Raw genomic sequence first — 21481 nt, 5'->3', positions numbered from 1 at the left:
GCGCGTGGCTGGGAGGTTCGGCGGCCGCCGTGTACCTTGAGGCCATCCCGGCTCCGACCGGGCCCCAGCATGCCGATGGGCGCGTCGAAGGGTTGGACGAGATGAAGAAACTGCCGGTGGCGCCGAGCAGCGCGCCCGTGCTCATCGGGGCACGGTTGCGGGCGGTGCGGCAGCGGCAGCGGCTGACGATCGAGGAGGTGGCGGCGGCGACGGGTCTGACCAAGGGCTTCCTCAGCCGGGTGGAACGGGATCTCACCTCGCCGAGCGTCAGCTCCCTGGTGACGGTCTGCCAGGTGCTCTCCATCCCGGTCGGCGATCTGTTCACGACGCCGCGCACCCACCACGTGCGCCTCGCCGACGCCCCCCGCATCTCCCTCGGCGGCGAGGGCATCGCCGAGGTGCTGCTCACCGACCGGGCCGAGCGCCGGGTGCAGATCCTGCACGCGACCATCGTCGGGCACGGCCGCGGTGAGGCGGAGCTCTACGCGGTGGACTGCGACCTTGACGTCATCCACGTGATCCGTGGGCGATTGGTCCTCGTGCTGACGGATCGGCAGGTCGAGCTGGCCGAGGGGGACACCTACTCGTTCCCGGGCCGGGAACCGCACAGCTGGTACAACCCGGACGAGGCCGAGGCGGTCGTCACCTTCACCCTGGTTCCCGCCGCCACCTGAGCGGGCCGCTCCCGGCCGGCTCACGGTTGCGCCGGGCGCGACGAGGCCCCGCCGGATCCGCGGCAGGAGCCGCGGTCCCGACGGGGCCGGAGGAGCGTCGGAGCTACCGAGCCCGGTGCTCGCCGTCCACGGCGGTCGTGACGCTCGCACCCGCGCCGGCGGGCACCGTCGTCCGCAGCGTCGCGGTGCGCGGGTCGGCCTCGGCGTCGAAGTACCCCCGCCCGGCCCGCCGCTCGTCCCACGTCGCGAGGATGGCGTCCGGGGTGCGCGGGGTCACCAGCGAGACCACCACGTAACTGAGCGCCGAGGCGATCAGGCCGTAGTAGATCGGCTCGTTCGCGTAGACACCGTCCAGCGGCGCCGCGGCGTTGATCTCGAGCACGATCATCGTGCCCAGGGTGACCGCGGTGCCGACGACCATCGAGACGGCCGCGCCGGTGCCGGTGCCGCGACGGAACACGAGGCCGCCGAGGATCGCCACGAGCAGGCCGCCGACGAGGATGTCGTAGGCGATGGTCAACGCCGCGACGACCTCGGTCACGACGATCGCGAGCACGATCGCGACGACGCCGAGGATGAGCACCCAGGCGCGGTTGCCGCGCACGTCGTGCTCCGGATCGGCGGTCGTGTCCACGTCGACGCGCTTGCCGAACCAGCTGGCCACGAAGGGGACGACGTCGGTGCGGGCCACCGTCGCGGCGGCGATCAGGGCGCCGGACGCGGTGGACATCATCGCGGCAACGGCCGCGGCGAGCACGATGCCGCCGATGCCGATCGGCAGGATGTTCTGCGCCACCTCGGCGTACACGTCGTCGCGGACCTTGATCTCGCCGAGGGCCACCTTGGCGGCCATGCCGATCAGGGCGCCGGCGACGCCGTAGAGCACGCAGTAGATGCCGGCGGTGGTGCCGCCCCAGCGGGCGACGCCCGGGGTGCGGGCGGTGAAGACGCGCTGCCAGATGTCCTGACCGATCAGCAGGCCGAACGTGTAGACGACGAACTGGGTGATGATCCACTGCACGCCCGCGCCGTCCCAGGCGAAGAACGAGGCCTCCAGCCGGGCCGACATGTCGCTGAAGCCGCCCGCGGCGTTGAGGGCGAAGGGCAGCATGAGGAAGAAGACGCCGATGGTCTTGATGACGAACTGGACCTGGTCGGCCAGGGTGATGGACCACATGCCGCCGATCGTCGAGTAGATCAGCACGACGACGCCGCCGACGGCGATGGCCAGCCAGCGGTCCCAGCCGAAGAGGACGACGAAGATGGTGGCGTACGCGCTGGTGGAGGTGGCGCAGAGCATCACCGTGTAGGCGAGCATGACGATCGAGGAGGTCTGCGTGGCGATCCGGGAGCCGTACCGCAGCTCGAGCATCTGCGAGACGGTGTAGACGCGCAGCCGCTGGATCGCCGGGGCGAACAGGAGGCTGAGCAGGATCACGCCGGTGCCGATGGCGACGACGAGCCACATGCCCGAGATGCCGTACTTGTAGCCCAGGCCCACGCCGCCGACGGTCGACGCGCCGCCGAGGACGACGGCGGCCATGGTGCCGGTGTAGAGGAACGGACCGAGGCGCCGGCCGGCGACGAGGAAGTCCGAGCTGGTGCGGGTACGGCGGCGGCCCCAGAACCCGAACGCCAGCATGGCGACCAGGTAGAGGATGACGATGGCGATGTTCATGAGGGCTCCGGATGAGGGGCGGGCCGAACGGTGGCCCGGGGTGGATCGGACGGATGGGACGGATCGGGCGGTGCCCTGATCGTGCGTCCCCACGATGACACTCCGGTGTTTCCGGCGGGTATCACTCGCGCGAATTCGCTCTAGATGCAACGATTGTTACGCATGACACAACTTCTCGTCCAGTGGCACCCCCGAACGACGGTCCGGCGGCCACCACGACACGACGGGACGACCGGCCAGGAGGCACCAGCATGAACCCCGAACGCGTGATCGAGAACGGCAACGTCGGGCCCGTGAACGCGGCCCTCGTGCCGCGCTACGCGGGACCCGCGACCTTCGCGCGGCTACCGCGGCTGGACGAGCTGCTCGGCGGCACCGGCAGCGCCGACATCGTCGTCGCCGGCGTCCCCTTCGACACCGGCGTGTCCTACCGGCCCGGCGCCCGCTTCGGCGCCAACCACGTGCGTGAGTCCTCCCGGCTGCTGCGGCCGTTCAACCCGGCGCAGGACGTCTCGCCGTTCGCCGCCGCGCAGGTCGCCGACGCCGGGGACCTCGCCGTCAACCCGTTCGACATCGAGGCGGCGCTGCAGACGGTGGACGAGGGCATCACGGCGCTGATGGCTGACGGTGCTCGCGTCGTCACCATCGGCGGGGACCACACCATCGCCCTGCCGCTGCTGCGGGCGAACGCCCGGCGGCACGGCCCCGTCGCCCTGCTGCACTTCGACGCCCACCTCGACACCTGGGACACCTACTTCGGCGCGGCCTACACCCACGGCACGCCGTTCCGGCGCGCGTTCGAGGAAGGCATCATCGACACCGACGCGCTCTGCCACGTGGGCACCCGCGGCCCGCTCTACGGCACGGCGGACCTGGATGACGACGCCCGCTTCGGCTTCGGCATCGTCACCAGCGCCGACGTGTTCCGGCTCGGGGTCGACGCCGTCGTCGCGCTGCTGCGCGAGCGCGTCGGCGACCGGCCGCTGTACGTGTCCGTGGACATCGACGTCCTCGACCCCGCGCACGCCCCGGGCACCGGCACCCCCGAGGCCGGCGGCATGACCAGCCTCGAGCTGCTCGAGATCCTGCGCGGGCTGCGCGGACTGAACCTCGTCGGCGCCGACGTCGTCGAGGTCAGCCCGCCCTACGACCACGCGGAACTCACCGGCGTTGCCGCCGCGCACGTCGTCTACGACCTGATCAGCGTGATGGCCCTCGGTGCCGGTGCGGCACCCGGCGGCCCGGCCTACGGAGAGGCGAGCACCACCTATGGCAACTGAATCGGTGACCCCGACCTCGGCCCCGGCGGCGCGCCGCAACGGCGGAGACCTCGTCGTCGAGACGCTCACGGCGCTCGGCGCGCGCACCGTGTTCGGCATCCCGGGCCAGCACGCGCTGGGCCTGTTCGACGCGCTCAGCCGCTCCACCCTGGACTTCGTCTCCTCCCGGGTGGAGAACAACGCCGCCTTCGCCGCGGACGGGTACGCCCGGGCCACGGACGAGGTGGGCGTCCTGTTCCTCTCCACCGGCCCGGGCGCACTGACAGCGCTCGCCGGGCTGCAGGAGGCGTACGCGACCGGCGTGCCCATGATCGTGATCGCGAGCCAGATCCCGCTCGAGGGGCTCGGCGCCCGCCGCAAGGGGATGCTGCACCAGCTCGACGACCAGAAGGCCTCGGCCGCGAACGTCACGAAGAGCCAGCGCACCGTGCACCACGCCTCGGGCATCCCCTCGGCGATCCAGGACGCGTTCAGCGACGCGCTGACCGTGCCGCACGGGCCGGTGTGGGTCGAGATCCCGCAGGACGTGCTGCTCAACGAGGTGTTCGTCCCGCCGGTGCACGACGCCCTCGCCGAGGTGCTCGAGCAGCCGGCCCGGGCCGAACTGGTCGACGAGGCCGTGCACTGGCTCGCGGACGCGAAGCGGCCGGTGATCGTCGCCGGCGGCGGCGTGCGCCGGGCCGGGGCGGAGGCCGAGCTGCTGACCGTGGCCGAGGCGCTGCGTGCCCCGGTGGTCTGTTCGCCCGGCGGCAAGGGAGCGTTCCCGTGGGAGCACCCCCTGTCCCTGCAGTCCTGGGTGGAGGACCGGTACGTCACCGAGGTGCTCGAGGACGCCGACGTGCTGCTCGTGGTCGGTTCCTCCCTCGGCGAGGTGACCAGCAACTACTTCACCCTCGAACCCCGCGGCAGGCTGATCCAGGTCGACGCCGAACCACGGGTGCTCGAGTCGAACCGGCCGGCCCTGGGCGTGCGGGCCGACGCCCGTCTCGCGCTCGCCCAGCTGGCCGAGCGGCTGCCCGCCCGGGAGCCGGACGGGCGGGCGGAGGAGACGGTGCGGCGCACCCTCGCCGCCGTGCGCGAGCGGCTGGACGGTCAGGACCTGGACCTCGAGCGGGGGTTCATGGCCGCGATCCGCGACGCCGTGCCCGATGACGCACAGACGTTCTGGGACATGACGATCGCCGCGTACTGGGGCTGGTCGTGCTGGGACGCGCGGACCGGCCAGTTCCACTCCGCGCAGGGTGCCGGCGGGCTCGGCTACGGGTTCCCGGCCGGCCTCGGCGGGGCGCTGGGCACGGGGCGGCGGGTGCTCGCCGTCTCGGGCGACGGGTCCGCCATGTACTCGATCGCCGAGCTCGCCACCGCGGTCCAGCACGCCGCGCCGGTCACCTGGCTGATCGTCGACGACGGCGGCTACGGGATCCTGCGCGAGTACATGCAGGACACGTTCGGCCAGGCGACCGCCACCGAGCTGGCCCGGCCCGACTTCGTCGCGCTCGCCGGCGCCTTCGGGGTGCCCGCCGAGCGGGTGGCACCCGAGCAGGTCGGCGACGCCCTGCGCCGGGCCTGGCAGGCCGAGGGCCCGAACGTGGTGGTCGTCGAGACCCTGCTGCGCATGTTCGCCCCGACCCACCTGAGCGAGGACATCGACTGATCCTCCCCGGTCCTCAGGCGACGGCGGCCAGCTCGTCCGCCGTCATCGCGCTGAGGCGCCCGTCGACCATGGTCCACGCCGTGTCCAGGCGCGGCAGGATCCGCGTCTCGTGCGTCACGAGCAGTGTCGCGGTGGAGAACCGGTCCGTCAGCTCGAGGATGAGGTCGATGATCTGGGCGCTGCGCTCCCGGTCGAGGGCGCTCGTCGGTTCGTCCACGACCAGGACGGCCGGGTCGTTCATCAGCGCCCGGGCGACGTTCACCCGCTGGCGCTGCCCGCCGGAGAGCTGCGCGGGCCGCTTGTCGGCCTGACCGGAGAGGCCGACGGCGTCCAGCAGCTCGTGGGCCCGCTCGGTGACGGCGGCCCGGGCGGAGCGTCGGCGCCGGTCCGTGCTCAGCTCGTTCATCACGCGCAACTGGTCGACGGCGGTCAGGGCGGGCAGCAGGTTGGCCTGCTGGAACACCAGGCCGACGCGGGTGCGGCGCAGCGCGGTCCGCTCGGCGAGGCCCAGCCCGGTGACGTCGACGCCGTCGATGTGCACGGTGCCGGCCTGGGGGCGGATCAGGGTCGAGGCGACGGCGAGCAGGCTGGACTTGCCGGAGCCGGAGGGGCCGGTGATCCCGGCGGTGGTGCCGGCCGGGACGCTCAGGCTGACGTCGTCGACGGCGGTGACGGTGCTCTGCCCGTCGGGAAAGGTCAGGGTGACGTGGGACAGGTCGATCATCGGGCACTCCCCAGGGCGATCAGCGGGTCGGTTCGGGTGACGGAACGGGTGGCGACGGCGGCGCCGGCGAGGCCGAGCACGGTCATCGCCACCGCGGGCAGCAGGGTGGTCACCGGGCTGAGCAGGAACGGCAGGGCGTCGCCGGCCGCGGTCGCGGCGAGCACGGTGATGCCGAGGCCGACGCCGATGCTGAGCACCAGGACGAGCAGGGCCTGACCGAGCGCGTCGACGACGAGCATGCGCGTGGTCGCCCCCAGGGCGGTGAGCACGGCGACGTCCCCGCGCCGCTGGATGGACCACACGGTGAAGAAGGCCCCGACGACGAGGGCGGAGATGCCGAACAGCAGCGCCACCATGAGCAGCAGGGAGCCGACCTCGGAGCGGAAGGTCTCGAGGGCGGTCAGGGAGGCGAGGACAGTGTTCGACGTCGTGCCGGCCGCGGCGTCCGCGGCGGTCCAGTCGACGTCCTGCCCGCTCACCAGCAGCACCGTGCCGAACGGGGCGCCGGCACCGGGGGGCGCCAGTTGACGCCAGTCGGTGACGGTGACGTCGGCGACGGGCAGGTGGGAGTACCAGCGGTCGGGCCCGATCCGATCCACGGTCAGGGTGTGGCCGGCGACGGTGACCCGATCTCCGCTGCGGACCCCGAGGTCGTCGGCGGTGGTCTCCGGCAGCACGATGCGGCCGGGGGCCGGTGCGCTCGTCCCCGCCGCCGGGCCGCCGCCGAACAAGGTGATCGTCTGCTGCCGGTCGCCCGCCTGGATGCGGCCCTGCGTGATGCCGAGCGGGTCGACGGTGCGCACCCCGGGCCGGGACAGCCACGCGTCGGCCTGGGCGCGGGTCACCGTGGAGTCCGCATACCCGGCCTTGCCGTCCTGGTCGGGGGTGAAGACCACCCGGTCGGTGGTCAGGCCGGTGATGGCGGAGATGTTCTGGGTCACCAGGCCACCGGTGAGGCCGCTGAGGAAGGTGACGAGCACGGTGATCAGCGTGACCACCGCCCCGATCAGCAGGAACCGTCCCCGGGCGGCCTTGAGGTCGCGCCACGCGACGAACATGGGAGTCCTTTCGTTCAGATCCGCGGCGATGACCGCCGATGTATCCAGCCTCCCGCGGGCGCCTCGCGCGCACATCGTGAACCCGGACCGTTCTCCGCCGCCACCGGGACGACGCACCGCTCCACCTTTCGGACGATGCCGGCGACGGCGCCGCGCGGTAGGTTTCCCGGGATGGACGTCTCCCGGACCGATCGATGAGCTCGCGCGCCCATGCGGGGTCGCCGCTGACCGGTGTGCCCGTCGCCCTCGCCGTCGCGCTGCACGTGCTCGTGCTGGCCCTCGGCGCCGTGGTGGTGGTCAACGCCCCGGCGGACGGTTTCCCGGCCGCGCTGCTCACGCTCGGCCTGACCGTGGTGTTCCTGGGGGTCTGGTTCGCCGGGGCGGTGGTGGCCCGCGCCTGGACCGGCGCCGAGCGGTCCGACCCCGAGCCGGCCGTCGAACCCCGCCCCGGCCGTGTGCGGCGCGCCGGCGGCGTCGGCGCGGTCGTCTGGCTGCTGGTGCTGTGCGCCGTGTGGCTCGCGCTGATCCTGACCAGCGACGAGGCGATCTATCTCGTCTTCCCGCTCTTCTTCGTGCTGATGCACGTGCTGCCCGGGCTGCGGGGTGTGCTCGCCGTGGCGGCGGCCACCGCCGTCGCCATCGTCGCCTTCGCGCTCCACCGCCCCGACGCCGGTTTCGCCGGAGTGCTCGGTCCGGTGCTCGGTGCCGCGGTCGCCGTCGTCATCGCCCGCGCGTACCGTGCCCTGATGGTCGAACTGCGGGAACGTCAGCGGCTGATCGAGGATCTCACCGCGACCCGGTCGGCGCTCGCCGAGGCCGAGCGGGCCGCCGGCGTGGAGGCGGAGCGCGCCCGGCTGGCGCGGGAGATCCACGACACCGTCTCCCAGTCCCTCTCGAGCATCATCATGCTGCTGCACGCCGCCGACCGGGCGCCGGAGCCGCAGCGGGGCGAACGCATCGGGCAGGCCAGGCAGGCGGCGCAGGACGCGCTCGCCGAGACCCGGCAGTTCATCCGCGAGCTGCAGCCGGCCGCCCTGCACGGGCGCGGTATCGCCGCCGCGCTCGCCCGGCTGGCGGAGACGGCGCGGACCCAGAGCGGTATCGCGGTCGAGCTGCACCTGCCCGCGGACCTCGCCGACCTCGCCGCGGTGCCCACGCCGGTGGAGGTCGGGCTGCTGCGGGTGGCCCAGAACGCCGTCGCCAACGTCCAGCAGCACGCGCATGCCCACCGCCTGGACATCACACTCAGCCGGCTCGGTCGGCAGGTCGTCCTCGACGTGGTCGACGACGGGGTGGGCTTCGACGTCGACGCGGTGCTGGAGCCCCCGCCCGGCGCGCCGACGCGCCCCGGTGGCAGGATGTCGTTCGGGTTGCGGGGCGTGCGGGAGCGGGTCGCGGCGCTGGGCGGCGACCTGATGGTGGAGAGCAACCGGGACGAGGGGACCAGCGTGGTGGCGGTGTTCGACCTGGACGCGGCGGGCGACACGTCCGCCGTCGGCGACGGCTCGATCGGGGACCGCCGATGACCGTGCGGGTGCTGATCGCTGACGACCACCCGGTGATGCGGGCGGGCCTGAGCGCCCTGTTCGACACCGAGGCGGACATCGACGTCGTCGCGACCGCGGGCACCACGGCCGCGGCCGTGGCATCGGCCCGCGAGCGACGGCCCGACGTCGTCATCATGGACCTGCAGTTCGACCGGCGGTTCGAGGGGGCCGACGCGACGCGAACGCTGCGGGCGCTGCCGGAGCCGCCCGCGGTGCTCGTCCTCACCAATTTCGACACGGACGGCGACATCGTCTCGGCGATCGAGGCCGGTGCCGCCGGATACCTGCTCAAGGACGCGCCGCCGGACGAGATCATCGCCGCCGTCCGCGCCGCCGCGGTCGGCCAGACCGCCCTCGCGCCCGCGGTGGCCTCCCGGCTGCTGACCCGGATGCGCGACACCCGGACGGCGCTGAGCGCGCGGGAACTCGAGGTGCTCGACCTCGTCGCACGGGGCCGCAGCAACACCGAGATCGCCCGGGAGCTGCACGTGAGCGAGACGACGGTCAAGTCGCACCTGGCGCACATCTATCCGAAGCTCGGCGTCAGTTCCCGCACGGCGGCGGTCGCCGCCGCCCGGGAGGCGGGCTACCTCCGGCGGGGCTGACGGCGCATTGCCAGTCGCGCCCTCTGGTGGGCGCGGCTCCGGCGTAGCAGCATGGTCGGCATGGAGCATTGGGCGACCTTCCCCTGGTGGCTGATCTTCCCCGTGTGGGCGCTCGCCGGCAGCGGGTTCGCCGCGCGACGCCGGCGTCGGCTCCGGCTGCCCCCGCTCGAGCCTCCGGTCGGGGTGCCGCCCACCGCGTCGCGCCGGACGGACGCCCGTGCCGAGCAGCGCGCGCAGCGGGAACGTCAGCTGGCAGCGGCGCGGCAGCTGATCGCGGATCACGACGCCGTCAACGGTCGCTGGCTCGCCTACGAGCTCGACGTCGCCAAGCTCATCGACTTCCCGATGATGACGGACGTGCGCCAGCCGCTCACCGTGGACTTCATCCGGGCCAAGCGCACCGCGGACGGGCTGCGACCGGCCGGGGCGGAGGCGCTGCTGGCCGACGACGGGGTCGCGGAGTACCGGGACGCGGTGCGCCGGTACGAGGTGGCCTTCGACCTGGCCGAGCGCGAGGCCGTGCGCGTGCGCGACTCCCAGTACGCGCAGGAGGAACGCCGCCGGCTCGCCCACGCCCGGCAGCTGCTGCGCGTGGCCGTGGACCCTGCGGCGACCGCCAACGAACGGCAGGTGGCCTACGGCCGGGTCCGGCGTGAGCTCGAGGGCATCATCGTGCTGCCCGCCGAGGCGGTCGCCGCGCTGGAGCGGCGTGTCCTGCTCGGCCTGCCGCCCGGCACCGACCAGCCCCGCCCGGCCGACGGCGCCGCCTGACCCGTCGGGACCCTCCGACGCTTCCGGCGGCGCTCGGTCCTACGACGGCGTCCCCCGGAGCCGGCGTCACCAACGTCGCCCGCACCGGGTCCCACGACACACCAGGAATTGTCGGGATATGGCGTCATATCCCCGTCGGCGCCGGCGTGTCGTGGGACCGGGTTCCGCGGGCGACGTCAAATCCCCGTCGAGGCCGGCGTGTCGTGGGACCGGGTTCCGCGGGCGACGTCACATCCCCGTCGAGGCCGGCGTGTCGCGGGACCGGCTCGGCGAAGCCCGCGCCGCCCGGCCGCCGTCCGGTGTCGGGCTCCTACCCGCGCCAGGGGCGGCCGCCCAGCCGCCCGGAGACGGCGTCGGCGGCCTCACGGCACGCGGTGCCCAGCGCCGGGACGTCCTCCAGCGGAGTCCGGTAGCGGGGCGCGGACACGAGCACCGCCGCCACCACCGCGCCGCGGTGGTCCTGCACCGCGGATGCGATTCCCACCTCGTCGTCCGAGGTCAGGCCGTAGTTGACGGCGTAGCCCTCCGCCCGCACCGCGGCGAGGCGGTCCATCAGCTCCGCCAGGGCCTCGTCGTCGTGCTGCGGCCCGATCACCGACCCGCTGCGCAGCAGGGCGCGGACGTCGTCGTCCGCCATCGCCGCCAGGAACACCAGGACGCTCGCGCTCTGGGTGGTCGTGTACCGGCTGCCCAGCGCCGCGGTGTGCTTGATCAGCCGCGTGCTGGGGATCTGCTCCACGGAGACCGCGCCGTGACCGTCCCACACCATCAGCGCCGCCGTCTCCCGGGTCCGCTCCGCCAGCCCGTTCAACACCGGGTAGGCGACCCGCCGCACCTCCAATCGCGCCAACAGCGGACCCGCGACGGCGATGATGCCGACCCCCAGGCGGAACCGGCGGGTCACCGGGTCCCGCTCCACCAGGTCCTCGGCCTCGAGATTGGCCAGGACGCGGGACACCGTGCTCTTGTGCACCCCGATCCTCGCGGCGATCTCCGTGACCCCGAGACTGGGCTCATCCACGGTGAAGCACCGCAGGATGGCCACGGCGTTGGTGATGGCGGAGGGCCCACGGCCACCCAGATCGTCGTCACTGCCCATGCTCATCTGCCCATTCTGCTGTCCCGGCGAGCCGGAACCGCCGGTGACGCGGGCATAGCATGGTGCCGTGTCGACGTCCTGGTACCTGCGCAAGTACGAACGGGACAACCGTCACACCAGGCTGGACGACCCGCATCCGGGTCAGCAGGCCCACTCGTCGGGCAATGTCGTCCGTCCCCTCATCCACGGCGCGGTCTACTTCGCGGAGCTGTACGAGCGCATCGAGGCGATGCGTTCCGGGGATCTGCTGCTGTTCACCGACTGGCGAGGCGACCCGGACGAGCGGATGACCGGTGAACCGGGCAGCGAGGTCTCCCGGGTGCTCGGCCGGGCGGACGAGCGCGGGGTCGACGTGCGCGGCCTGGTGTGGCGCTCCCACTGGGACAAGCTGCACTTCTCCGCCGAGCAGAACCGGCACCTCATCCAGGCGTTGCAGGACCACGGCGCGGAGACGCTGCTGGACATGCGCGTGCGCACCATGGGCTCCCACCACCAGAAGTTCGTCGTGCTGCGGCACCGGAACCGGCCCGAGGACGACATCGCCTACGTGGGCGGCATCGACCTGTGCCACTCCCGCCGGGACGACGCCCGGCACGGCGGCGACCCCCAGCCCCAGGCCATGGCCGACGAGTACGGGGACACTCCGCCCTGGCACGACGTGCAGCTGGCCATCCAGGGCCCGGCGGTCCACGACGTCGAGACCGTGTTCCGCGAGCGCTGGGAGGACCCGACCCCGCTGACCCGGTCCCCGTGGCGACGGCTGCGCGACGCGCTGGCCCGCGACGACACCACCCCGGACCCCCTGCCCGAGCGCACCCCGGCCCCCGCGCCGGTCGACGGCGCCACCCACCACGTGCAGCTGCTGCGGACCTACCCGGACCTGCGGTGGGGGATGGACTACCCCTTCGCCGTCGGCGGGGAGCGCTCGGTGGCCCGCGGCTACACCAAGGCCCTGGACCACGCGCGGCGGATGGTCTACATCGAGGATCAGTACCTGTGGTCCACCGACGTCGCCGACCGCTTCGACCACGCCCTGCGCACCAGCGACGGCCTGCACGTGCTCGGGGTGCTGCCCCGCTTCACCGACCAGGGCGGCGCGACCGGCCGGATCCCGCAGCTGGTGGGCCGCGAGCGGGCGCTCCGGCTGATCACCGCGTCCGCCCCGGAGCGGGTGGCGTTCTACGGCCTGGAGAACCGGGCCGGGCAACCGGTGTACGTGCACGCCAAGGTGTGCATCATGGACGACACCTGGGCCTCGGTCGGCTCGGACAACTTCAACCGCCGTTCGTGGACCCACGACTCGGAGCTCTCCGCCGCGGTGATCGACGACGCCGGCGAGGGCCATTCGGCCTACGCCCGGCGGCTGCGGCTGCGGCTGGCGGCCGAGCACCTGGACCGCGAACTGCCGGACGGCGTCGACGACGACGGGCTCGCGCAGATCATGGCCGACTGCCTCGACGAGGCGGACATGTTCGGCGCCTACGCCGCCGCCGTCGAGGCGCTCGAGCACTGGTACGACGGCGGCCGGCGGGGTCCACGTCCGCCCGGCCGGCTCCGCCGCCTGCAGACCCCGGACCTCTCGCCGCTGACCCGGGCGTGGGCCGAGGTGCTCTACCGCACGCTGCACGACCCGGACGGCCGCCCGCGCGGGCTGAAGCGCCGCGACCGGTTCTGACCCGGCCCGGCGCACCGGGATCGCGGCCTAGATGACGCCGAGCGCGACCATCGCGTCGGCCACCCGCAGGAACCCGGCGATGTTCGCGCCGACGACGTAGTCGCCCGGCGAGCCGTACTCGTCCGCCGTCTCGGCGCACCGGTCGTGGATGTCCCGCATGATCTGGGCGAGCCGGCGTTCGGTGTGCTCGAACGTCCACGAGTCGCGCGAGGCGTTCTGCTGCATCTCCAGGGCGCTGGTCGCCACGCCGCCGGCGTTGGCGGCCTTGCCCGGGGCGAACGCCACGCCGGCCTCCGTGAGCAGGTGCATCGCCTCGGGCGTGGTCGGCATGTTCGCCCCCTCGGCGACGTACCGGCAACCGTTGGCGATGAGAGCGGCCGCGCCGGACTCGGGCAGCTCGTTCTGCGTGGCGGAGGGAAGGGCCACGTCGCACGGGACGTCCCAGATGGAGCCGTTCGTGACCAGCCGGCCGCGGTGGTCGGCGTACGCGCTGACCCGCTCCCGGCGCACCTCCTTGATCTCCTTGAGCAGCTCGAGGTCGATGCCGTCCTCGTCCACGAGGTAGCCGCTGGAGTCGGAACACGCCACGACCGTGCCGCCGAGCTGGTGCACCTTCTCGATCGCGTAGATCGCGACGTTGCCGGAACCGGACACGACGACACGCTTGCCGTCGAAGGACTCGCCGCGGGTGCGCAGCATCTCGTCGGCGAAGAACACCGTCCCGTACCCGGTGGCCTCGGTCCGCACCAGGGACCCACCCCAGGTCAGACCCTTGCCGGTGATCGCGCCGGACTCGTACCGGTTCGACAGCCGCTTGTACTGCCCGAACAGGTACCCGATCTCCCGGCCGCCGACGCCGATGTCGCCCGCGGGCACGTCCACCTCCTCGCCGATGTGACGGTGCAGTTCCGTCATGAACGACTGGCAGAAGCGCATCACCTCGCGGTCGGATCGGCCCTTGGGGTCGAAGTCGGAGCCGCCCTTGCCGCCGCCGATGGGCATGCCGGTGAGCGAGTTCTTGAAGATCTGCTCGAAACCGAGGAACTTCACGATGCCGAGGTTGACGCTGGGGTGGAAGCGCAGCCCGCCCTTGTACGGGCCGAGCGCCGAGTTGAACTGCACCCGGAAGCCGCGGTTGAGCCGGACCCGGCCGTCGTCGTCGATCCAGGGCACGCGGAAGATGATCTGCCGTTCGGGCTCGCAGATGCGCTGCACGATCGCCGCGTCGGCGTACTGGGGGTGCTTGGCGACCACGGGCCCCAGCGATTCCAGCACCTCGCGCACCGCCTGGTGGAACTCCGGCTCGGCCGGGTTGCGGTCGAGCAGTTCCTGGTGGACGGCCTGCAGATGGGGATCGGTGATGGACACGGGGGCTCCTCGGATCGAACGGGCGGTTTCCTCCACCGTAACGACGACGCCCCGGGCAGCAGGGCCCGGGGCGTCGATGTGACGCGACGACGCGTCACCGGCGGAACCGGTGATCAGGCGTCGACGATGTTGTGGTCCGGGCCGTAGCCGAACTTCGTGATGTTCTCGGCGCCGTCCTCGCCGACGACGAGGATGTCGTGCTCGCGGTAGCCGCCCGCGCCCGGCTCGCCGTCGGCGACGGTGATCATCGGCTCCATCGAGACGACCATGCCCGGTTCGAGCACGGTGTCGATGTCCTCGCGCAGCTCCAGGCCGGCCTCGCGGCCGTAGTAGTGCGAGAGGACGCCGAAGGAGTGGCCGTAGCCGAAGGTGCGGTTGGGCAGCAGGCCGTAGCCCGTGTAGATCTTGTTCAGCTCGGCGGCGATGTCCTTGCAGACGGCGCCGGGCTTGATCAGCTCGAGGCCGGCCTCGTGCACCTCGACGTTGATCTTCCACAGCTCCAGCGACTTCGGATCCGGCTGCCCGAGGAACATCGTCCGCTCCAGCGCGGTGTAGTAGCCGCTGGTCATGGGGAAGCAGTTCAGCGAGAGGATGTCGCCGCGCTGGAGCTTCCGGGTGGTGTTCCAGTTGTGGGCGCCGTCGGTGTTGATCCCGGACTGGAACCACACCCAGGTGTCCCGGATCTCCGAGTCGGGGAAGGTGCGGGCGATCTCGTGCGTCATCGCCTCCACGCCGATCAGGGCCACCTCGTACTCGCTGATGCCCTCGCGCAACGCCGCCTTGATCGCCTCGCCACCGAGGTCGCCGATGCGGGCGCCGTGCTTGATCACCTCGATCTCCTCGGCGGACTTGATCATCCGCTGCCGCATGGCGGCCTGGGAGATGTCGACCAGCTCCGCGTCGGCGAACGCGTCCTGCAGCCGCTGGCGGTGCAGCACGGGCAGCGTGTCGTCCTCGACGCCGAGCCGGCGGGCGCTGATGCCGCGGGTGCGCAGCACCTCCTGCAGGGCGAACTGGAAGTTGTCCCGCCGCCAGTCGGTGTAGACGACGTTCTCGCCGTAGCTGCGCCGCCACGGCATGCCCGCGTCGATGTTCGCGGTCACCGTCACCTGGTCGTCCGGGGTCACGACGAGCGCGTAGGACCGGCCGAAGTAGGTGAACAGGAAGTCGCTGTAGTACTTGATGCCCTGGTAGCTGTTGAGGATGACGGCGTCGAGGTCCTTCTCCGCCATGATCCGCCGCAGCCCGGCGAGCCGGCGCTCGAACTCGGCGTCGGAGAAGGTCAGCGGCTCCTTGGTGCCGTTGTGCAGGACCTTGAGGCGCTCCAGCTCGCTGACGTCGCTGATGGTGCTGGTTCCGGCGTTCGTGGTGGTGCTCATTGCTCTCCTGTCATGGTGCTGACATACCGGGGGTCGTTGTCGGTGTCCGGCAGCTCCTGCGCTGCCGGCGCGACCGTGCCGGTGGTGCTGCCGGGCTGGCCCGGCAGCGGTCCTGGGTCGGGCAGTCGCTGGTGCCGGTGCACGTCCGTGAGGACCGTGCGCGCGTGCTCGGCGATCTGCTCGAGGGTGGTGATCCACACGCCGTCCAGGCTCTTGACCCGCTCGACGAGCGACTCCAGGGCGGTCAGGCGGGAGGGGCGGCCCGAGATGAACGGGTGGTTGGTGAGGACGAAGGCGCCGCCGGCGACGTTGGAGGCCTGCGCCTCCAGTGTCCACAGCTCGAGCGCCTTGGCGGGCGACTCGATCACGCCGGACCCGGTCCAACCCGGGTAGAAGGCGTACTGCTCCCAGTCGTCCAGGGCCCAGTCGATCGGCACCTCGACGAGGGCCTCACCGTCCGTCATGCCCTCGCCGGCGTAGAGGTACGGGGCGTCGCCGTCGAGCAGGCTCGAGTCGTACCGGAATCCGCGCTCGGCCAGCAGCTTCGTGGTGTGCCAGTTGTACTCCCACCACGGCGCCCGGTACCCGACCGGACGGACGCCGGCGACGGCGTCGAGCGCGTCCAGGCCCCGGTCGATCATGTCCGCCTCGTCGGCCTCGGACATGCCCTTCGTGTTCTCGTGCAGGTACCCGTGGTGGCCGATCTCGTGCCCGTCGTCGATCAGCGCCTTGACGATGTCCGGGTGCAGCTCGGCGGTGTAGCCGGGGACGAAGAACGTGGCCTTGACGTCCTGCCGCCGCAGCATCGCGAGCAGCTTCGGCACCGCCACCGTGGGACCGTACTGCTGATGGGTCATCAGCGACATCCGGTCGACGGAGGTGTGGTCGAAGGCGATGGCCCCGGCCTCGGCGTCGACGTCGAACGTGAAGGCGGCGGCGCTGCGGTGGGCGCCGGGCCACTCAGGCGTGGACAGGGGCATTCCCGGTTCCCTCCGTGTCGGCGGCGGTCGCGGAGGCGGTCTCGCCGGCGGGGACCTGGTCCGGGCGGGGGATCACGGCGTTGCCGCGGGTGTTCAGGACCTCGCGGTCGGACAGGTCCTGCCGGATGCCCAGGGGCACGCCCGCGTGGATCCGCGACTTGAACCGGGGCCAACCGAGGGCCAGGTAGAGACCGGCGGCGACCACGGTGCCGGCGAGCCAGGAGAGGTCCACGCCGCCCATCGCGGTGGCGATCGGGCCCTGGAACGCCGGGATGGCGCCGTACATGAACAGCCAGGTCGCGATGATCCCGGCGAAGAAGGCGATGAACGCGATGGGGTTGAACGCCTTCAGGTGGGTGTCCGTGGGGGAGAGGAACAGGTAGTCGAAGTTCCGGTGATGCCGCTCGAACACGAAGTAGTGCACCGCCATGATGCCGCCCCAGGTGGCGACCCAGGCCACGATGCTGATCAGCCACGAGTCGAGCGTCTCGCCGAAGTCCGGGGTGAGGGTGAAGAGCCAGACGCCGACCATCGCCAGCACGCCGACGACGATGGAGAGGGCCTTGCGGGAGATCTTCACGTCCAGGGCCTGCACGGCCACGGAGAACGTGTACATGTTGATGATGTTCGTGGCGATGGGGCCGTGGATGACCAGCAGGATGACCGGGATCGCCATCACGCCGAAGTTGGAGACGATCAGCTCACCGGGGTCCGCCGCGCCGTTCTTGGTGGCCAGGCTCGCGCCGAGCAGGCCGAGCCAGACGACGGGAAGGAACTGGCCCAGGGCGCTGGTGGCGAACAGCTTCGCCGGTTTGACGGACGTGCTGACGAACCGGGAGTAGTCCGGGGCGTACGTGAACCAGCCGATGCCCCAGCCGATGCCGATGGCGGTCATGATGCCGGACATGGCCGCGAAGCGCTCGCCGCCGGTCAGCACGGCGCCGGCAGGCCCGGCGTAGCTCCAGTCGATGTCCAGCTGGGTCCAGGCGATGATCGACATGGCGACGAGGACGATCAGGGTGGGAGGCATCGTCCACCGCTCGAACCGCGCGATGGCCTTGTAGCCGCGGTAGCAGATGATGACCTGGATGGCCATGATGACGGCGGCCACGCCGAGGCGCCAGCCGAGGTTCTGCTGGGCGGGGTCGACCCAGCCGATCAGGCCGAACAGCGCCATCACCAGATCGAGGATGATCCAGGTGTTCACGGCGGCCCAGCCGATGGCGACGATGGCCTGGATGGCGGCGGGCAGGTAGCCGCCGCGGCGGCCGAACGCCCCGCGGGCGAGCAGCATGCCGGTGGCGCCGGTCTTCTGTCCCAGCAGGACGAAGAACCCGAACCCGGCCATGCCGATGAGGTTGCCGATGATGAGGACGGTCATCGTGTCGGCGAAACTCAGGCCCAGCTGGATGCCCAGCGCGCCGAGGATCCAGTTGATCGGGGCGACGTTGGCGCCCGCCCAGATCCAGAACTGCCCGGAGAGCTTCGTGGTGCGGGCGTGCTCGGGCACCGGTTGCAGGGTGTCCTCGACCTCCTGCGTGACGGTCTCCGAGCTGGAGGCTGCTTCTTTCATGATCGACCCTTCGTGACGTGGCGACGAACGCATGGTGGCTGGGGTGGGTGAACGGAACGGACGGGGGACTCAGGACTCGCGCAGCGGCGTGCGCGAGGTCTCGCGGGCGAAGAGCACCGCGACGAGGGAGATGACGGCGGCGGCCATCAGGTAGAAGCCCGGGGCCAGGTCGTTGTGGGTCTGGGCGATGAGCCAGGTGGCCACGAACGGGGCGGTGCCGCCGAAGAGGGCGTTGGACAGGTTGAAGCTGACCGCGAATCCGCTGTAGCGCACCGTCGTCGGGAACAGCTCGGCGAGGAAGCTCGGCAACGTGCCGTCGTTGAGCGTCAGCATCGCTCCGAGGAACACCTCGACGACGAGGATGGCCAGGAAGTTGCCGGTCCCGAGCAGCAGGAAGGCGGGCACGGTGAAGACCACGAAGCAGACGCTCGCCGCGACCAGCACCCGCTTGCGGCCGTAGTGGTCCGAGAGGGCGCCGGTGAGGAAGATGAAGCCGATATAGGTCAGCAGGGCGATGCTGGTCGCCAGGAACGACGCCGTCGCGTCCAGCCCGATCTCCTCGGCCAGATAGGTGGGCATGTAGCTGAGGATGACGTAGAAGCCGACCGCGTTCAGGAGCACGGCGCCCGCGGCGAGCAGCAGCGTGCGCCAGTGGTCGCGGAACATGGCCCGGGCCGGAGCCTTGACCGCGTGGTCCTTCTCGGCCAGGTGCCGGAAGGCGGGGGTGTCCTCCAGCCGGGTGCGGATGTAGCGGCCGATCAGGCCCATCGGGGCCGCCAGCAGGAACGGCAGGCGCCAGCCCCAGTCGGAGAGCTGTTGCGTGGAGAGCACCGCGGTGAGCAGGGCCGCCAGCAGCGAGCCGAGCAGCAGGCCGGCCGCGGTGGAGGCGGGCACGACGGCGGCGTAGAGGCCGCGCCGGTTCGCCGGGGCGTACTCCACCAGGAAGGCGGAGGCGCCGGCGTACTCGCCGGAGGCGGAGAAGCCCTGCACGACGCGCACCAGCAGCAGCAGGAGGGGGGCGAGCACCCCGACGAGTGCGTAGGTGGGCAGCAGGCCGATGCAGAACGTGGCCACGGACATGATCAGGATCGACCAGGAGAGGGCGGCGCGCCGGCCGATCTTGTCACCGATGCTGCCCCAGAAGAAGCCGCCCAGGGGCCGGATGATGAAGGAGATCGCGAAGATCGCGAAGGTCGAGAGGAGCTGGGTCTGCTTGTCCGACTCGGGGAAGAACACGGCGCCGATGACGGCGGCGAGATAGCCGTACACGGCGTAGTCGAACCACTCGACGAAGTTACCGATGAAGCTCGCTCCGACGACCCGGCGCCGGACGCCGGCGTCGACCGTGATGACGGCCGCCGTCTCGGGGCCGGGACCGAAGGAGGTCGTGACCGGGCTGTTCGGAGTGGTGGGGGAGGACTCCACGGACGACCGCCTTCCGCGTCGGGTGGGGATTAATTGTTGCGAGGAACGCAACAGTGATGCATCACACATTAGGCATATGCGGACGGGCGCGACAAGGGTTACCCGGCGGTTTTATCGAACTGATCGCCAGATTTCACCTCACTGATATGTCAGCCTGCTGTGGAAACTCGCCGGTAACACGACGCGGACCGCGGGCGCCGTCCGACGACGGGCATCCGTGGTCCGCCGGGCGGCTCTGCTGCCGGGGCGTCCCCGTGGCGGGCGGGGTGCCGCGGCGGGCAGCACGGGCGACGACCTTCGACAGCAGGACGGCGGAGAGGTCCAGCTTCACCACCTGGCCGAGGAACGTCGTCATGGAGGTGGAGAAGGGGAGCGCCGTCAGGGCGATGTCGGCGCCGATGGCCAGCATGGGCCGCCACTGGTCGGCGAACGTCGGCCGCTGCGGGGTTGCAGAGTGCGGCCGGAGAAATGTCGGTGGTGGCGGGTTGGATGGGGTCATGGAGGAGATTCCGCTCCCCGAGGGTCCGGTTCCGGCGGCGTTGCCGGGGCTGGCCGGCGGCGTGCCGCCGGGTGCTGGTTCGGGGCGATCCGGTGCCGGGCCTGGTCGGTCCTCCGCGCGGGTTGCGCCGGTCGATCCCGCCCGTGCGGTGCGGCCGCCGGCACCAGAACCGTCTGCAGCAGCGGCACCGACCGCTGCTGCAGACGCCTCGACCCTGCTGCCGTCCCCGGTCCCGGTGTCGCCGTCCCCGGTTCCGGTGCCGCCGTCCCCGGTTGGGGTGCCGTGCTCGGCTCCGGTCCCGGTGTCGCCGTCCCCGGTCCCGATGCCGCCGTCCCCGGTTGCGGACCCTGGTGCGGGAAATGTCGGTGGTGACGGGTTGGATGGGGTCATGGAGGAGATTCCGCTCCCCGAGGGTCCGGTTCCGGCGGCGTTGCCGGGGCTGGAGGACCTGCTGCCTCCGTTGCCCGACGCGTCCGGAATCACCGACGGTTCCCGCCCGGGCGAGCCGGCGTCCGGCGGCGTGGACCCGGTCGCGCTGGTGTCGCGGCTCGTCGAGCTCCGCGATGACGGTGGAACAGCATCCGCGGTGGATCTCGAGCGGGCCGTGACTGCGCTTGAGGGGATCCGGCGCCTGGAGGCATGGCTGTGGTGGGCGCGGCACTGGGTGGCCGAGACGACGGCGCGGGCGGCGGTTGCGGATCACGGTCGGTGGATCGAGACGCATCCGATGATGGTGGACGACGGAACCGAGGCAGCGGGTCTGTCACGGCGCGATCGCGTCGCGGTGGGCGAGCGGGACGGCGTCGCGCAGATCGCGTGCGCCCTGCAGGTCAGTGAGGGTGCTGCTCATGGTCTGCTGGAGCGAGCGGAACTCTTCACGGGTCACCTGCCGCGCACGGTGGCGGCGCTGGAAGCGGGAGTGATCGCGGGGACGGCTGCCCAGGTGATCGCCGAGGCAACGGCGGAGTACGCCGCAGACCTGCCCGCCTGTGTGGACTCCGAGTCCCAGGAAGGCCTGGAACGGGCGATCGCGGTGACCGAGGGAACGTTGCTGCGGGCGGCCGGGCGAGGGCAGACTCGCGCGCAGTTGCTGTCGAGGGCGCGTGTGGTGCGGGAGCGCTGTCATCCCCGGTCGTTCGCTCAGCGGTGTGCAGCGGCCCAGGCGAACCGGTTCGTGCGGGTCACGCCGGACCGGGACGGGATGGCCCGGTTGACGGCATTGTTGCCGGCCGCGGCGGCGTGGACCATCGACGCTCGCCTCTCGGCCCTGGCCCGGGAGACAACGGCCCAGGCCGATGGTCCCGGTTCGTCGTTCGGTCCCGGTTCGTCGTTCGGCCTGGGATCCTCGCCGGATTCCGGGCCTGGTGCGGTGCGGGCCCCGGTGGGTGAGGGGCCGGGGGGCACCGATGACGGTGGTGATCGGCGGACCCTGTCCCAGGTGCGGGTCGATGTGCTGGCGGATCTGCTCGCCGGCGTGGGGGAGGGACGTGGC

18 protein-coding genes are annotated in these 21481 nt (G+C 71.9%); 8 read left to right on the top strand and 10 right to left on the bottom strand.

Annotated features, from left to right (window positions below):
• Nucleotides 1–101: 101 nt before the first annotated feature.
• On the top strand, nt 102–674 hold the full coding sequence (locus IEX22_RS07715; protein ID WP_188667766.1) for a helix-turn-helix domain-containing protein: 573 nt from the start codon (nt 102–104) through the stop codon (nt 672–674).
• Between the two features lie 103 nt (nt 675–777).
• Here the strand turns inward: IEX22_RS07715 and IEX22_RS07710 are convergent, their stop codons facing one another.
• Nucleotides 778–2352 carry a sodium:solute symporter family protein gene (locus IEX22_RS07710; protein ID WP_188667765.1) on the bottom strand — a complete coding sequence of 525 codons (1575 nt, stop codon included), beginning with the start codon at nt 2350–2352 and terminating at the stop codon, nt 778–780.
• A gap of 251 nt (nt 2353–2603) precedes the next feature.
• Between IEX22_RS07710 and speB the strand changes: the two genes are divergently transcribed.
• Nucleotides 2604–3632, top strand: coding sequence for an agmatinase (speB, locus tag IEX22_RS07705; protein ID WP_188667764.1), 1029 nt, complete (start codon nt 2604–2606; stop codon nt 3630–3632).
• Entirely contained in the window at nt 3622–5286 is a 1665-nt protein-coding gene (locus IEX22_RS07700; protein ID WP_188667763.1) for a thiamine pyrophosphate-binding protein, read from the top strand. The genes speB and IEX22_RS07700 overlap by 11 nt, the downstream gene beginning before the upstream one ends.
• A gap of 13 nt (nt 5287–5299) precedes the next feature.
• On the opposite strand, the gene IEX22_RS07695 is transcribed toward IEX22_RS07700, so the two are convergent.
• Nucleotides 5300–6010: an ABC transporter ATP-binding protein gene (locus IEX22_RS07695; RefSeq protein WP_188667762.1), complete on the bottom strand. Its 711-nt coding sequence runs from the start codon at nt 6008–6010 to the stop codon at nt 5300–5302.
• Nucleotides 6007–7068, bottom strand: a complete 1062-nt coding sequence (locus IEX22_RS07690) for an ABC transporter permease (RefSeq protein WP_188667761.1) — start codon at nt 7066–7068, stop codon at nt 6007–6009. The genes IEX22_RS07695 and IEX22_RS07690 overlap by 4 nt, the downstream gene beginning before the upstream one ends.
• A 194-nt stretch (nt 7069–7262) precedes the next feature.
• Here IEX22_RS07690 and IEX22_RS07685 point away from each other — a divergent pair, with 194 nt between their 5' ends.
• Genes IEX22_RS07685 through IEX22_RS07675 form a run of 3 tightly spaced genes read left to right on the top strand, consistent with a single transcriptional unit; the run spans nt 7263 to nt 9991 of the window.
• The gene (locus IEX22_RS07685) at nt 7263–8594 is read left to right on the top strand and encodes a sensor histidine kinase (RefSeq protein ID WP_188667760.1); all 1332 of its coding nucleotides are present in this window, start codon (nt 7263–7265) and stop codon (nt 8592–8594) included.
• A complete protein-coding gene (locus IEX22_RS07680) occupies nt 8591–9220 on the top strand; it encodes a response regulator (RefSeq protein WP_188667759.1) in 630 nt (209 codons plus the stop codon). Before IEX22_RS07685 ends, IEX22_RS07680 begins: the two co-directional genes overlap by 4 nt.
• Before the next feature lie 60 nt (nt 9221–9280).
• Entirely contained in the window at nt 9281–9991 is a 711-nt protein-coding gene (locus tag IEX22_RS07675; RefSeq protein ID WP_188667758.1) for a hypothetical protein, read from the top strand.
• Nucleotides 9992–10301: 310 nt separating this feature from the next.
• Here the strand turns inward: IEX22_RS07675 and IEX22_RS07670 are convergent, their stop codons facing one another.
• On the bottom strand, nt 10302–11096 hold the full coding sequence (locus IEX22_RS07670; protein WP_188667757.1) for an IclR family transcriptional regulator: 795 nt from the start codon (nt 11094–11096) through the stop codon (nt 10302–10304).
• A gap of 61 nt (nt 11097–11157) precedes the next feature.
• Between IEX22_RS07670 and IEX22_RS07665 the strand changes: the two genes are divergently transcribed.
• The gene (locus IEX22_RS07665) at nt 11158–12765 is read left to right on the top strand and encodes a phospholipase D family protein (protein WP_188667756.1); all 1608 of its coding nucleotides are present in this window, start codon (nt 11158–11160) and stop codon (nt 12763–12765) included.
• A gap of 27 nt (nt 12766–12792) precedes the next feature.
• Here the strand turns inward: IEX22_RS07665 and gdhA are convergent, their stop codons facing one another.
• The 6 genes from gdhA to IEX22_RS07635 all read right to left on the bottom strand — a co-directional run bounded on the left by gdhA (nt 12793) and on the right by IEX22_RS07635 (nt 19989).
• Nucleotides 12793–14133 (bottom strand): NADP-specific glutamate dehydrogenase, encoded by a 1341-nt coding sequence (gene gdhA / locus IEX22_RS07660; RefSeq protein WP_188667755.1) that lies wholly within the window; start codon nt 14131–14133, stop codon nt 12793–12795.
• 113 nt (nt 14134–14246) lie between these two features.
• A complete protein-coding gene (locus tag IEX22_RS07655; RefSeq protein ID WP_188667754.1) occupies nt 14247–15512 on the bottom strand; it encodes an aminopeptidase P family protein in 1266 nt (421 codons plus the stop codon).
• A complete protein-coding gene (locus IEX22_RS07650) occupies nt 15509–16492 on the bottom strand; it encodes a polysaccharide deacetylase family protein (RefSeq protein WP_188667753.1) in 984 nt (327 codons plus the stop codon). The genes IEX22_RS07655 and IEX22_RS07650 overlap by 4 nt, the downstream gene beginning before the upstream one ends.
• Nucleotides 16473–18065 (bottom strand): purine-cytosine permease family protein, encoded by a 1593-nt coding sequence (locus tag IEX22_RS07645; protein WP_188667752.1) that lies wholly within the window; start codon nt 18063–18065, stop codon nt 16473–16475. Before IEX22_RS07645 ends, IEX22_RS07650 begins: the two co-directional genes overlap by 20 nt.
• Nucleotides 18066–18134: 69 nt before the next feature.
• Nucleotides 18135–19415, bottom strand: a complete 1281-nt coding sequence (locus IEX22_RS07640; protein WP_229659869.1) for an MFS transporter — start codon at nt 19413–19415, stop codon at nt 18135–18137.
• A gap of 208 nt (nt 19416–19623) precedes the next feature.
• On the bottom strand, nt 19624–19989 hold the full coding sequence (locus IEX22_RS07635) for a hypothetical protein (protein ID WP_188667750.1): 366 nt from the start codon (nt 19987–19989) through the stop codon (nt 19624–19626).
• A 388-nt stretch (nt 19990–20377) separates the two neighbouring features.
• On the opposite strand from IEX22_RS07635, the gene IEX22_RS07630 reads away from it, so the two are divergent.
• Nucleotides 20378–21481 (top strand): DUF222 domain-containing protein (locus tag IEX22_RS07630; protein ID WP_188667749.1); only part of this gene is annotated, 1104 nt, incomplete at its 3' end.

The sequence above is a fragment of the Tersicoccus solisilvae genome, from assembly GCF_014643255.1.
GTDB classification, from domain to species: Bacteria; Actinomycetota; Actinomycetes; order Actinomycetales; family Micrococcaceae; genus Tersicoccus; species Tersicoccus solisilvae.
This window is presented reverse-complemented; position numbering and strand designations above follow the sequence as displayed.

Excerpts from the sequence above, each read along its gene's own strand:
- IEX22_RS07715 (WP_188667766.1), top strand. The coding sequence starts at position 102 with ATGAAGAAACTGCCGGTGGCGCCGAGCAGCGCGCCCGTGCTCATCGGG.
- IEX22_RS07710 (WP_188667765.1), bottom strand. The coding sequence starts at position 2,352 with ATGAACATCGCCATCGTCATCCTCTACCTGGTCGCCATGCTGGCGTTC.
- speB (WP_188667764.1), top strand. The coding sequence starts at position 2,604 with ATGAACCCCGAACGCGTGATCGAGAACGGCAACGTCGGGCCCGTGAAC.
- IEX22_RS07700 (WP_188667763.1), top strand. The coding sequence starts at position 3,622 with ATGGCAACTGAATCGGTGACCCCGACCTCGGCCCCGGCGGCGCGCCGC.
- IEX22_RS07695 (WP_188667762.1), bottom strand. The coding sequence starts at position 6,010 with ATGATCGACCTGTCCCACGTCACCCTGACCTTTCCCGACGGGCAGAGC.
- IEX22_RS07690 (WP_188667761.1), bottom strand. The coding sequence starts at position 7,068 with ATGTTCGTCGCGTGGCGCGACCTCAAGGCCGCCCGGGGACGGTTCCTG.
- IEX22_RS07685 (WP_188667760.1), top strand. The coding sequence starts at position 7,263 with ATGAGCTCGCGCGCCCATGCGGGGTCGCCGCTGACCGGTGTGCCCGTC.
- IEX22_RS07680 (WP_188667759.1), top strand. The coding sequence starts at position 8,591 with ATGACCGTGCGGGTGCTGATCGCTGACGACCACCCGGTGATGCGGGCG.
- IEX22_RS07675 (WP_188667758.1), top strand. The coding sequence starts at position 9,281 with ATGGAGCATTGGGCGACCTTCCCCTGGTGGCTGATCTTCCCCGTGTGG.
- IEX22_RS07670 (WP_188667757.1), bottom strand. The coding sequence starts at position 11,096 with ATGAGCATGGGCAGTGACGACGATCTGGGTGGCCGTGGGCCCTCCGCC.
- IEX22_RS07655 (WP_188667754.1), bottom strand. The coding sequence starts at position 15,512 with ATGAGCACCACCACGAACGCCGGAACCAGCACCATCAGCGACGTCAGC.
- IEX22_RS07650 (WP_188667753.1), bottom strand. The coding sequence starts at position 16,492 with ATGCCCCTGTCCACGCCTGAGTGGCCCGGCGCCCACCGCAGCGCCGCC.
- IEX22_RS07645 (WP_188667752.1), bottom strand. The coding sequence starts at position 18,065 with ATGAAAGAAGCAGCCTCCAGCTCGGAGACCGTCACGCAGGAGGTCGAG.
- IEX22_RS07635 (WP_188667750.1), bottom strand. The coding sequence starts at position 19,989 with ATGACCCCATCCAACCCGCCACCACCGACATTTCTCCGGCCGCACTCT.